This window comes from Streptomyces sp. SP17BM10, assembly GCF_036322405.1.
In the GTDB taxonomy this organism is placed as follows: Bacteria; Actinomycetota; Actinomycetes; order Streptomycetales; family Streptomycetaceae; genus Kitasatospora.
In genome coordinates, this window is sequence record NZ_JAQYXB010000504.1 from 21435 (window position 1) to 33589 (window position 12155).

The following is a 12155-nucleotide window of genomic DNA, read 5'->3' on the forward strand; positions in this document are numbered from 1 at the left end:
GACGCAACGGCGCCCCCTCGGGGGTGTTCACAAGAAGCACCCCCTGCGGGTGTGGACACACAGGCCCCCTCACGGGGGCGAAAACCGATCAGCGACCTCCTGTCTCTCTCTGTCTTTTCTGCTGGAGCTGGGTGGGTGTTGCGGGTTGGGTGCAGCCGAGGCCCCGGCAAGGGCCCCGACTGCGGAACGGCTCCTGGCAAGGGAGCCGGGTACTGCGACCGGCCTTGGATGGCCGGCTGTGGTTCCTCGCGAAAGAAACCGCTGGTGGTCGGTTGGAAGCCGATCCCCCAGCAACCCGCTCAACGGTGTGGAAGCCCGAGAGCGGGGTGGAGCAGGTAGGCCGATTCGGGGCGGAAATCCCGAAGAGCGGCTGGCGGAGCAGGACCCGTGGAAAGGTCAGGCGCCGCCAACAACGGCTAGGTCACGGCACACCCCCGCAAGGGGGCGGCAGGCCCGGCCGCACACACGACAACGGCACCCCGCCGGAGCGAGACCGACTCGGTCGCTCCACGGCGGGGTGCCGTGTGTATGAGGGGGTGCCACTGCGGGTACCCTTCATCACGTCACCACCTCCCGTGTGGTTGACCGGGACGGGCCCCTGGCAGGGGGCGCCGAGCCACTTCACCGCCGTCCGGACCCTCACGGTCCGGGCGGCGAAGTCGTTTTTGATCAATGCTGCGCACAGCCTACCCCTGCGGTTAAGACGCGGAGTAGCGCTACGTTCACCGTGTCGATCTGACGCTCCAACGATCAGAAACTCAGACAAGTTCGCCTCGCTCATCGGGGATTCCGCAGCTCACGCAGGTGGGCGATGAACTCGACGGCCTCCGGTGCATGCGAGTACCGGGCGTGGAGCACCTGGCCCAGGTCGGCCGAGACCATCGCCAGCGACGGCAGCGATTGCCGATCACCCTGCAACGCCCGCTCGCCATAGGTCAGCGCGGTGTCCAGGTCGCCCTCGCGGGCCGCGACCACGCCGAGCGTCACCCGGGCCTCAGCGATGCGCATGGGTGCCCGCTCGGTCCCGTCGAAGTCGGTGTTCGCTCGGATCACCTCATTCGCCAGCTGCTCCGCGAGCCGGTCCTCGCCGACGCGCCTGTATGCGTCCATCCGGTAGAAGTCGAACTTGGCGGGGTCCACCACGAAGTGGTTCTCGATGTTCTCCGGGTAGGGCAGGGTCTCCAGCAACAGCCGGCCCTTATCCAGGGCGACCTCGGTCTGCTGACGGTCCCCCAGCCGTGCCCATGCCTTCGCCTGCTGGGCGTAGAGCTGCGCGGCCACCGACTCAGTCGGCGCCGCGGCGATCCCGGCCTCGGCGGCGGCGATGACACCGCGGTAGTCCCCCCGGGTCAACGCGAACCAGGCCCGCATCTCGTGCGCCCACCCCTGGACACCGAGTTCGCCGGCCTCCGTCCCGAGCATCAAGGCGGCCTGGCGGGTGGCCTCGGCATCGCGCGGCTTCCCCGAGTCGTACTCCACACACCCCACCAGTAGCGACAGCTTCCCCGCGAGCGCGATGAGCTCGCGGTGTTGAGCCAGGCTCACCCGCTGGTGCTGGAGGCCAACCACCCGGGCCAGCCATGCCCGGCCTTCGACGAGCAGCTGGTCCGCTGGCATGTAGGCGTACTCGCAGCACAGCCGGTCTGCCGTGATGCGCAGCGCGTCCAGCGTGGCCTGGTCGACATCGCTTGCGCGGAGCCGGGCGATGATGTCCACGGTGTCCATGCCGCTGACCTGGAGGATCTCGGCGCGGCCGTCCCGCCGGCTGCGCTCCGGGAAGAAGGCGCCAGTGGTCGTGCTGAACGTGGCGGCAATCGCGGACTTGTACTTGGTGGGCTGGTTCTCCCCGGCTTCCCACCGCTTCCACTGGCGCAGCAGGTCTTGCTCCAGCGGATCCTGGTCCGCGGGGAGACGCGCCATCAGCGCGCGTACGGCATCGAGCTGCGACCAGCCCCGGGCCGCCCGCTCCTCAACCATCCGACGTGCCCAGTCCGGACGTTCATCAGCCATCGCAGTTCCCTCCCCAGCTGTCTGTGCGGCGAGTGTGGCATTGCGGTCGGGTCGTACGGAGGTGACAAGAGCCGGTGACATCTCACTTGTCACCGTGCCGTGTCACTTTCTGCGGCCCTCCTGTCGAGGCACGGTGATCGACACCGGGTTCCGGCAGGAGGGGGAAGTGCCAGTGAGTAGTCCGTTAGGTCGTCTCGACGAATCGGTGCCGATCGTTCCGATGTGCAGCTCGTTGACCGAGCCACCCAGCAACGCCAGCGCCTCCGACTCCGCCGCCGACCACGGTCCGCACATGCTGGAAGCCTTGGCGGCCCCAGTAGGCCTGGAGACGGTCGTTGGTGCTCCACACGTTGATTCGGACCCAACGGCCGCCGGCCTGCGCGGTGCGGTCGCTGGCCCAGTCCACCAGGCGACTGCCGAGGCCTTGGCCCGCATAAGCGCGACTGACGATCAGCTTGTGAAGGTGCATGGACGGTTCGCGCAGCTCGGCTTCTGTCCAGAGGTCCGGCTCGGGTTCGCTGTCGAGCGTGATCGTGCCAGCGGTGCGGGGCCCGTCCTTCAGGAGAAAGACGTTGCCGGCCTCGATGCTCGCCAGGATGTGGTCCTCGGGGAAGGCGTTGCTCCACTGGTCGATCCCGAGCTCGCGGAGCCAGGCTGCTGCCTCCTGCCGGTACTGGAGGAGCAGCGGCAGATCGGTCGGCCTTGCGCGGGTGATGATCAATGAAGGTCGCCTCCGGTGGCGTGGGCTCGGAGATCGCCCAGGTCGTAGGTGATGTGGTTCAGGTCGCCGCGGAACGTGGTGCGCGTGCAACGCACGGGCTTGTCCGTGCTGAAGCCGGTACGGATCCAGATCAGCACCGGAACGCCGGGACCGATCTGGAGCTCGCGGGCTTCCTCCGGAGTCGGCATCCGCGTCATCAGTTCGTCGTGGTAGCCGATTTGCTCGAGACCTCGGTCGGCCAGGTACCTCGTGCTGCCCTCTTCGATGTCGTCGGGCTCGGCAAGGCGGGGGTGCGCGTCGACCAGCCACTTCGGGTAGTAGGTGGCCTGCGTCGACCACGGCGTGTCGTCAACGAACCGGTGGCAGAACCGGAGGACTCCCTGTTCGCCTGGTACGACCTTGAGGCGCTCGGCGATGTCCTGCGGAACCTTCACCATCTCGACTCGGAACTCCTGGTGAGGCTGCCGTCCGGCATGCAACACCTCGTTGTCGTACGAGTCGCCGTCCTCCCGCTGGGAGAACTGCAGATTTTCGAACTTGGACGCATTGAGGACGAAGATCTCATGGGACCTGACCTGGTAGGCGCGGCCCTGCGAGGAGTTGACCAGGCCCTCCGAGACCAGCAGCTGCAAGCCCTGTCGGACCGTGTTGCGGGAGGCGTCGAAGCGCTCGCGCAACTCCCGCTCGGACGGGAGGTCGTCACCGGGTCCGAAGACTCCGTCGGCGATCTCCGCCCGAAGGGCGTCGGCGACCTGGCGATACAGCGGTTTGCTCATGGGCCCATCTTGCCCTACTGAACCAGCCTGTTGGTACATGTTGGGCGTACCCCCTTGACTTGTAGCTCCCTGTGGGTGCACGATCACTATACAACTTGTCCCAACAAGAGGGGCAAGGGGGCAAGGTGGTGTTTGTTGGTCACTTTGCTCGGTACGAAACCGCAGGTAGTCGCCGCCCTAGCGGGCGTCGGTGCTGTTCCTTGAAAACCCCATAGCTCGACCTGACCGGGCCCAACGGCGCGGGGGTGACGAACCACGAGGTCCCCCGGCACCGGGCTACGGCAGCCCTACCGCAGCGATTGAGCTGCCCGCTCTCCACGGCCCCTTCGGCCGTGGCGGGCGGAGAACTCAACCGCCCCCCACGCCTCCGAGACCAGGGAGACCCAGTGCGTCACAACGGCCGGCCTGTCCTGAAGGCCTCGCAGTTCAACCCGTCCGACATCACGCTCTACATCGGCGAGCCGGTGACCGTGGTCTGCCCCGACTGCCGCACCTGGCGTCGGCTCACCCGCTCGATGATCCCGGCGCACCGCTCCACCGACCTCGGCCGCAGCCTGCGCGACGACGAGGGCAAGCAGTTCATGCGGGACACCCGCTGCCCCGGCAGCGGACAGCGCATCCAGATCGACCTCACCGCCGCGAAGGAGGCGCAGCGCTTGAAGGACGCCAGCACCGACGCCGCCGGCCGCCGGGCCACCAAGGTGCTGATCGGCAAGGTGCTCCCGCCGGTCCAGCCGGCCACCACCCAGATGCAGGCGGCGGGCGCCCGATTCCGCCTCGCCCTCCAGGACCACCAGGCCCGCGGATGCCGCGCCTGCAGCTCCGGCCGCCCCTGCGACGCCGCCTACCGGCTGCGCCGCCAGGCCCGCCTCGCCGCGGCCGGAACCCCGGAGCTGACTCCGGCCCAGAAGAAGCACTGGAACGAGAACCGCTCGACCGCGTCGGCGCCCACCCGCCGCGCCGCCTGACCGCACCAGCCGGGCCCGGCCCGGCCACCAACTGAATCGACATCACCAGCCAGCTGCGGCGGCCCGGAACTCTCCGGGCCGCCGCTTCGCATCCCGGAGGTCTTCCGTGCGCTACGCCACCATCTCCCGCGAGCTGCTCCCGCTGCTCATCCGAGCGCTCACCACGCCGGAGCCCCGCCCGGCCAACACCGCCACCGTCGACCAGCGGCGTACCCCGACCGAGGACAGGCTGGTCGCCGCCGCGAGCCCGCTGCGCTCCGGCCCCCGCTACCGGCCCCGTCGGCCGGTCGTCCTCGCCGCTGCCTGACCCGCTCGAACTCCTGCGACGCTGCCCGTCGCCTCCGCCCCGACAACCCGGGGCGGAGACGGCGGGGGGACGGCAGGAGCTGCTCCCACCAACAGCGACGGCCCCGGGAAGGCGATCCCGGGGCCGTCATCGTCGCGCCTATCAGAGAGGCAACGACTGTGCTGCACACCATGATTGCACGCCCCGAGCTGAACCCGGCCGCGGGGGACAGCGACCCGGACATGGACGAGGCGCTGCGCCGGGTCCGCCAGGGCGGGGGTCGGCGATGACCACCACCGTCTTTGGTACCGGCACCGCGCCCGGCCTGACCGCGCACGACCCGGTGCTGCCCGAGCCCCGGCCGGGCCTGTTCCTGCGCCAGCGCCTCGGCGGGATCACCGCCCACCTGACGGCCGACCAGGAGACCGTGCACACCGTGCGGGCCCTGGCGCTGACCGTCCTGGTCGCCCACGGCGTCGACCTGGAGACCGCCGAGTCCGCGCAGCTGGTCCTGTCCGAGCTGATCGGCAACGCGGTGCGGGCCTGCGGCGAGCACGTCCCGCTGGTCGTGGAGATCCACCGCGCCGGGCACGACGCGGTGGTCACCGTCCACGACCCGCTCGCCGGCGTCGGCCCGCGCCGCACCGGCACCGCGCCGGACAGCGACGAGGCGGAGACCGGCCGCGGCCTGGTCCTCCTCGACGTCCTCGCCCCCGGCTGGACCGTCAAGCCCTCGCCGATCGGCAAGCGCATCCGCTGCCGCATCCCGGCCGCCGGCTGACGAACCACCCCCCTCCCCCACGCCGCTGCGCCCCCGGACCCCGGTCCGCGGGGCGCAGCGGCTTCCCGTGAACTTCCCCGGCCGGAGGCCAAATCATGAAGCACCGCGCCCGTACCTCCTCCCCCGCCCGCCGCGCCTACTACGAGGCCGCCAGCTACCGGCGGTGGGTCGCCCGCCAGATCGGCCCGCGCCGCGTCGGCGGCTTCTACCGCAGCGTCTACTCCGACACCGTCTACGAGGTCCTGGCGATCGACCCGGGCCCGCGCGAGAGCTGGCCGGTCTGGCAGATCACCGTCCGCACGCTCGGCGAGAGCAGCAGCCGCTGGCACTGCACCGCCTGGGACGAGCGCGACCAGGTCGTCGCCGCCCCCGGCGAGCAGGCCATGCGCCTGTGGGCCGAGCACACCCTGGCGCAGCCGGCCGTCGGTGGCGCGCTCCTCGAGCAGCGCCACGTCCTGGACGAGGCCGCCCACCCCGACACCGTCGCCGCGCTGCACCAGCTCGCCCTCACCGCCCAGCTCCCCCAGAACGCCTGAGCACACCGACCGCACAGAGAAGAAGGAGAACGACGTCATGGACTACAGCCGCGCGGTGTGCCGCGACGAGGACCCCGAGCTGTTCTTCCCGATCGGCAACACCGGCCCCGCCCTCCTCCAGATCGAGGAGGCCAAGGCGGTCTGCCGCCGCTGCCCCCTGCTGACCGAATGCCGCCAGCGGGCGCTGGACACCGGCGAGGACCACGGCGTCTGGGGCGGGCTCAGCGAGGACGAGAGGCGCTCGATCAAGCGCCGTAACGCCCGCACCCGCGCCCGCACGGCCTGACCCGCCACCGCACCGGACCGGAAGGAACAACCCGATGCTCACCATCACCACCACCACGAAGAAGAAGGAAGGGGCGCTCCGGTGAGCGACAGCGTGTACGTGAAGGACGACCAGGCGCCGGTGGCGCAGCGGATCGTGCTGGCGAGGTGGGAGAAGTGGCTCGCGGGCGCCGGCGCGGCCCTGGCGGTCGGCGTCTCCACCATCGGCCTGGTCGCCTCCTACAAGGCGGTCGAGGCGAAGGCCGCGCTGCCGGCCGCCGAGGGCGGCTGGGGCTGGGAGGAGCCGTGGATGCTCCCGGTCGCGGTCGACCTGGCGATCCTGGCGTTCAGCATCGTCAACCTGCTGCTGATCCGCTGGGAGCGGGAGGCGGCCTGGGTGAAGTGGGTGCCGCGTGCGCTCACCGGGCTGACGATCTGGCTGAACTGGCAGGCCGGCGCCTCCGGGACCGCCGCCGCCGGGCACGCCGGCCTCGCGGCCCTGTGGGTGGTGTTCTCGGAGATCGCCGCTCACCTGTACGCCGGTCACATCGGCCGCCTGCGCGGCCGGGTGCGGATGGACGGCATCCGCCCGTCGCGCTGGCTGCTCTCCCCGATCGCCACCGCGCAGATCGCCCGGCAGATGAAGTTGTGGGAGATCACCTCCTACACCCAGGCGCTGGAGCTGGAGAAGAGCCGTCAGGTATACGCCGAGCTGCTCACCCAGCGTCACGGTAAGAAGTGGCGGCGGAAGGCCTCACGACCGGAGCTGATGCCCATCACGCTCGCCAAGTTCGGCGTCACGGTCGAGGACGCCCTCAGCGAGCCCGCCCGGCGCGCCGAGAAGGACGCCCTACGGAAGCACGAGGCCGAGGTACGGACGCGGGCGCTGGCCCTACGGATGGCCGAGGAGGAGGCTACGGAAGCCCTCGCCGCGGTCGAGCGCCAGGCCGCCATCGACTCCGCCAAGGCCCGCGCCGAAGCGGAGCGGCTGCTCGCCGAGGCCGAGCGGATCAGGGCCGAGCAGGAAGCCCGTACGGCCGCCGACGCGGTGGTACGGAACCACGAACTGGCCCTCCAGCTCCAGCAGGCGAAGGCCGACGCGGAGGCCGACCGGCTGCGCGCCGAGGCAGCAGCCGAGGCCGCGAGGGCCACCGCCCAGGCGGAGGCCGAGGCGGCCGAGATCCGCGCTCGTGCCGAAGAGGCGCAGCTCAAGGCGCAGATCGAGCGCGACAAGCTGGAGCGGCAGGCCACCGAGGATGCCCGCCTGGCCGAGCTGGAGACCAACCGTCGCCAGGCCGAGGCGGCGGCCGAGCAGGCCCGCCTCGCCAAGGCGAAGGCGGAGGCCGAGCAGGCCGCCGCCGAGGCCACCCGTAAGAAGGCGGAGGCGGAGCGGCAGGCGGCCGTAGCCCTGGAGGCCGCGTCCGTAACCCGGGCCAAGGCGGTCGTAACCGAGGCCGAGGCCGAGCGCCGCGCGGCCGAGGACAAGCGCCTCGCCGCGCTGGCCGAGGCCGAGGCCGCCGAGCTGGAGAAGGCGATGGCCGTAGCCCTGGAGGCGGCGGCCGTAGCCCACGAGTCCGCCACCCGTAGCCCGGCCGAGCGCCAGGCGCTGATCGTCGCCGACCTGATCGAGAAGTTCGGCGAGGAGAAGGTGACGCTCAGCTACATCGAGCGTGCGCTCGGCGTCACCGGCGGCACCCGCCAGGACCGCCGTGACCGCGCCCGTCAGATCCTCGCCGACCGCCGTAACCAGGCCGCCGGTGGTCGTGACGACATGCCGAACGCGGCGTGACCCACCCGCACAGAGCCGATCGGCGGCTCGCCTGCGCCCCAGCACGGCCCGCACCCCTGGTCGGACTGGGGCGCTCGGAAGGCGCCGAGCGCCCGAAACCCCTGGTCAAAGCGAGGAAGGGATCCCTTGATGAACGCCCTGGAGTACGCGATCGGCCTCCTCCTGGCGGTGATGGCCATCGCCGCGGTCGTGGCCACGCCGTTCCTGCTGGTCCACGCCCGCACCACCCGCGATCACGGCCCCGACTGCTGGTGGTGCCACCCCCGACTGCGCCGCCGCTGACCTGCCCGGCTTCTCCGCTGGTCACCAGCACGCCTTGCGTTCTGGTGGCCGGCGAAGGCGCCGCGGCGCCGAGCACCACCGCAGCGACCCGGACATCCGGCCGGAGCCCGGGTCGGCCAACTTCCCTGGAGGACCCCCCATGAACCAGCACCACAAGAACGGATGGACGTCGGAGCACCTGCTCAAGCCGCAGGGCACCAACCTCTACGCCGCCCAGCAGCGCGAGCGGCTGCGGCAGATGGCCAACGAGGTCCAGGGCCTGCTGAGCGAGTACCGCTCGGCCCTGGAGGACATTCACATCGACGGCGACAAGCCGCTGGAGGCGAAGGTCCGCGCATTCCGCGCGACCCGGCCGATGGCCGCCCTGGAAAAGCACCTGCGGGAGGCCGTGAACGCGGCCGGAAAGATCGACACCACCTACAACCGGCTGTACGTCGAACTCCCCGTCAAGCGCGAGAAGCGCGCGGCCGCCAAGGCGCTCCAGAAGGCCCACAAGGCCGGAATCAAGAACGGGCAGGGAATGCAGGCGGTGAACACGGCGGCGAACCTGCACGGAATCGCCGCCGGATTCACCGACCAGCAGAACGGAAACGGCGACGGAAACGCCCAGGAAAAGCCCGCCGCGACGTTTCTCGATTTCCTGAAGGAGGCGTGAATCCATGCCGCTCACACCCGGGCAGGCTGCCCACTGGAATCAGCGCATCGCGGCGACCGCGACGAATCCCGACCGTGCGCAGGCGCTGTGGGACCTGGCTCGCACGATGGCCGGCCGGGACGAGACGGCCTGGGCGGACCTGGTCCGGATGCTCACCGCGTGGACGCAGGCCCGGGCCGGTTCCTGACGGGCCGAGCGACGGGGTGACTCTTCGCGCTCACCGAATCCGCCGCGATGCCGTCATCCGGGGTCTCCACGTGCGCGCACTGTGCGCGCACGCGAGGGGCCCCGGATCGGTGACTGACAGTGACGAACGATTGGAGGCGGCCGGATGGCCGACGACACCACGGGGACCGTGCTCGGCTTCCCCGGCCTGACCCTGCCCGGGGTCGTGGGCGAGGACGGCCCCGGCGACGGCCTGCCGACCCTCGCCCCGCTGACCACCGAATTCGCCCCGCCCGCGTCCCTCTCCGTTCCCGAGGGGCCCGAACTCGGCGGGAATTCGGAAACCGCCGCCCATGGAATGGAGGCCGCTCCGGCCGCCGGGTCCGGCTCCTTGGCCGGGGTCGCCTCGATGTCCACCGTGATGATGGCCGGGATTACGGTCGCCGCCCTGCGCGGCGCCTATCACGCGGTCGGCTACCTGAAGGCCCGCGCGGAGCACTTCAAGGCCGTGAGGGACCAGCAGAACGCGGTCACGGGAAAGGCGAATACGGAACTCGAAAAGGCCCGCGCCGCCGCCCTGGCGGCGCAGCAGCGCGGCCGCGTGCAGTCCGGTCCGGAATTCGGTCGGAACTCGCGTGGCTCCGGTCCGAATTCCTCTCCGAATTCGGGCCGGGCGAATAGCCAGGTGCCCTCGACGTTCCGTTCCACCGGGCAGACGGGGCCTGGCGGCCCGCAGCCGAAGAAGCCCGAGACGGGCCGTGGAGGCGGGCAGGACGGCCGCTCGGGCGCGCCGGGCAGCACCGGGCCCGGCCGGGTCCAGGAGGCGCGCAGGAAGGCCCTGGAGGACTCCGGCCGCAAGGGCCGCCAGGACGGGAATTCCGGGGCCCAAAACGGTTCTCGGAACGGTTCTTTGAACACCGGTCAGCAACGGCCGCAACGGCAGCCGGCGGGGCCGGACACGATCCGCGGAGCGGCCCGCCAGCGCGCCGCCGACCGGATCCTGAACGGCCCGAAGGACAAGCAGCCGGGCGCCGACCGGAAGGGACCGGGGGAGCGGCCGGGCAAGCCCGAGCGGACCCCGGCCGGGCCGGACACGATCCGCGGAGCGGCCCGCCGCAGGGTCGCCGACCGGATCACCACCGGCAACTGGAAGCCCACCGGCGCCCACACCGGTGGCGGCGCCACCCCGACCACCATCCGCGGCGCGGTCCGCAAACGGGCAGTGGACCGGATCCTGAACGGCAAGAAGCCCAAGGACACGGCGAAGGACGGCACGGCGGACACCACGAAGCCGGCCTCGCCGAGCACCGAGCTCGCCGTGCGGCCCGGCTCGACCGGAACCGGAACGGGGACGGGGACGGCGGGCACCGGCTCGACCGCCGGTACCCGAAGCGGCCGCCGCACCCGGCGGACGTTCACCCCGGGCGGGGAGAGCGGGTCGCGGCCCTGGCGGCTGCGCAGGCCCGGCACCACCGCCCCCGGCAGCCCGGAGGACATCCGGGCCCGAAAGCGCAGGGAGCAGCAGGAACGCAAGACCCGCCAGCGCCAGGAGCGCCAGGAACGCAAGACGCGGCAGGCACGCGAGCGGGCCCAGCGGGCGAACGCCCGCCGCTCGCAGCAGGCCAGCAGCACCGGCACCGGCCCCACGGGCCAGGCCGCCGGGGCGGGCACGGACGGGTTCGGTCCGCCGCCCGGCTGGATGCACAGCACGGAGCACAAGGTCCGCCGCTACGACCGGCCCGACCCCGACAAGGCCGCCCCGGCGATCGGCCGGGGCCAGGCCTCGCTGCCGCGCGCCCCGTACAACGGCCCGCACGCCCGGCCCGGAACCACCCGCCCGACCCCGATGCCGCCGGCATCACCCGTTGGAGGACGACACGTGACCATCCCCGTGCCCAGAACGGGCTCCGGCACCCAGTACGCCGGTGACTCGGACCTGACGATCCACGACGTCATCGAGGCGGATGCCGACATGGCGGAGGAGATTCTGCAGGGCGCCGACGACGCGCGCCTGGCGGCGGAGGGCTGCGAGAAGCTGCTCGGCCGCCTGGAGGCCCTGCACGCCAAGGTCGTCGACCTGAAGGTGCCGGGCGTCCTGGAGTCCATGGTCGCCTCCCTGATCGACAAGACCGAGGAGGTCAAGGCGAAGGCCGACGCGGTCGCCGAGGCGATCCCGGCCGCCGCCGAGGCCATCGCCGCGGCCGGCACGAACGCGGCCCGCCGTGACAAGCCGGTCGCCGACATCACGCGCGACATGGGCCACGCCGCCCCCGCCGAGCGCGACTACCACGAGAAGTAGGAAGGGAGAGCCGATGTCCGACACCGATCTCGCGCCCATCACCAGCAGCGCCCCGGCCGCCGTCCACGACGCCCCCACCGACCGGCCCGTCGGCGGCGGCGCCGATCTGGAGATCTCCACCGGCGGGGTGCTCGCCGCCGCCGGCGAGGTGATCCGCGACGCCGTCAGCTACGGCATCGTCGTCGGCCAGCTCGCCATCGCCGCGGTGCGCCTGGCCTACCTGTCCGAGCAGGTCACCGGCACCTACGAGTACGTCGAGGGCTGCGCCAAGTCGGTGCAGCGCCTCGCGGACCAGGCCGCCGGGATGAACGTCGACCGGGACACCGTCGGTGAGCACCGCGACGCCGCCGCGGTGATGCTCTCCGTCCTGGAGGAGGCCGAGGCCATGGCCGCCGCCACCGCCGAGCTCTCCACCCTCTTCCAGCAGACCGCCGACGCGCACGAGGCCGACTACGGGCCGGTCGACGACGTGATCGCCGCCAAGGAGGGCGAGCTGGCCGACCGCGAGTTCTACGCCAACCGCTGACCCCACCCGGGGCGGCCGGCACCGCCCCCGCTGAACGGGACGGACCGGCCGCCCCTTCGCACACCCCGCCCCGCCGCTTCCCCGGCGGCACCCGCGA

14 protein-coding genes are annotated in these 12155 nt (G+C 71.7%); 11 read left to right on the forward strand and 3 right to left on the reverse strand.

Features of this window, described 5'->3' with window-relative positions:
- Positions 1-777 precede the first annotated feature (777 nt).
- The 3 genes from PUR71_RS08900 to PUR71_RS08910 form a co-directional block, all read right to left on the reverse strand.
- Positions 778-2010 (reverse strand): XRE family transcriptional regulator, encoded by a 1233-nt coding sequence (locus PUR71_RS08900; protein WP_329925841.1) that lies wholly within the window; start codon positions 2008-2010, stop codon positions 778-780.
- A 184-nt stretch (positions 2011-2194) separates the two neighbouring features.
- The gene (locus PUR71_RS08905; RefSeq protein ID WP_329925842.1) at positions 2195-2731 is read right to left on the reverse strand and encodes a GNAT family N-acetyltransferase; all 537 of its coding nucleotides are present in this window, start codon (positions 2729-2731) and stop codon (positions 2195-2197) included.
- Positions 2728-3507 carry a GntR family transcriptional regulator gene (locus tag PUR71_RS08910; RefSeq protein WP_329925843.1) on the reverse strand — a complete coding sequence of 260 codons (780 nt, stop codon included), beginning with the start codon at positions 3505-3507 and terminating at the stop codon, positions 2728-2730. Before PUR71_RS08910 ends, PUR71_RS08905 begins: the two co-directional genes overlap by 4 nt.
- Before the next feature lie 386 nt (positions 3508-3893).
- Here PUR71_RS08910 and PUR71_RS08915 point away from each other — a divergent pair, with 386 nt between their 5' ends.
- From PUR71_RS08915 to PUR71_RS08965, 11 genes are all read left to right on the forward strand, one after another.
- Positions 3894-4475: a hypothetical protein gene (locus PUR71_RS08915; RefSeq protein ID WP_329925844.1), complete on the forward strand. Its 582-nt coding sequence runs from the start codon at positions 3894-3896 to the stop codon at positions 4473-4475.
- Positions 4476-4581: 106 nt separating this feature from the next.
- Positions 4582-4782 (forward strand): hypothetical protein, encoded by a 201-nt coding sequence (locus PUR71_RS08920; RefSeq protein ID WP_329925845.1) that lies wholly within the window; start codon positions 4582-4584, stop codon positions 4780-4782.
- A gap of 265 nt (positions 4783-5047) precedes the next feature.
- Positions 5048-5542, forward strand: coding sequence for an ATP-binding protein (locus tag PUR71_RS08925; RefSeq protein WP_329925846.1), 495 nt, complete (start codon positions 5048-5050; stop codon positions 5540-5542).
- A gap of 95 nt (positions 5543-5637) precedes the next feature.
- On the forward strand, positions 5638-6078 hold the full coding sequence (locus tag PUR71_RS08930) for a hypothetical protein (protein WP_329925848.1): 441 nt from the start codon (positions 5638-5640) through the stop codon (positions 6076-6078).
- A gap of 37 nt (positions 6079-6115) precedes the next feature.
- Positions 6116-6364 (forward strand): WhiB family transcriptional regulator, encoded by a 249-nt coding sequence (locus tag PUR71_RS08935; protein WP_329925849.1) that lies wholly within the window; start codon positions 6116-6118, stop codon positions 6362-6364.
- An 81-nt stretch (positions 6365-6445) separates the two neighbouring features.
- Positions 6446-8131 carry a DUF2637 domain-containing protein gene (locus PUR71_RS08940; RefSeq protein ID WP_329925850.1) on the forward strand — a complete coding sequence of 562 codons (1686 nt, stop codon included), beginning with the start codon at positions 6446-6448 and terminating at the stop codon, positions 8129-8131.
- A gap of 129 nt (positions 8132-8260) precedes the next feature.
- Positions 8261-8413 carry a hypothetical protein gene (locus PUR71_RS08945; RefSeq protein ID WP_329925851.1) on the forward strand — a complete coding sequence of 51 codons (153 nt, stop codon included), beginning with the start codon at positions 8261-8263 and terminating at the stop codon, positions 8411-8413.
- 139 nt (positions 8414-8552) lie between these two features.
- Positions 8553-9068, forward strand: a complete 516-nt coding sequence (locus PUR71_RS08950; protein WP_329925852.1) for a hypothetical protein — start codon at positions 8553-8555, stop codon at positions 9066-9068.
- A 4-nt stretch (positions 9069-9072) separates the two neighbouring features.
- On the forward strand, positions 9073-9255 hold the full coding sequence (locus tag PUR71_RS08955) for a hypothetical protein (RefSeq protein ID WP_053651271.1): 183 nt from the start codon (positions 9073-9075) through the stop codon (positions 9253-9255).
- A gap of 144 nt (positions 9256-9399) precedes the next feature.
- Positions 9400-11532: a hypothetical protein gene (locus PUR71_RS08960; protein WP_329925853.1), complete on the forward strand. Its 2133-nt coding sequence runs from the start codon at positions 9400-9402 to the stop codon at positions 11530-11532.
- 13 nt (positions 11533-11545) lie between these two features.
- A complete protein-coding gene (locus tag PUR71_RS08965) occupies positions 11546-12058 on the forward strand; it encodes a hypothetical protein (protein ID WP_329925854.1) in 513 nt (170 codons plus the stop codon).
- Positions 12059-12155: the final 97 nt, after the last annotated feature.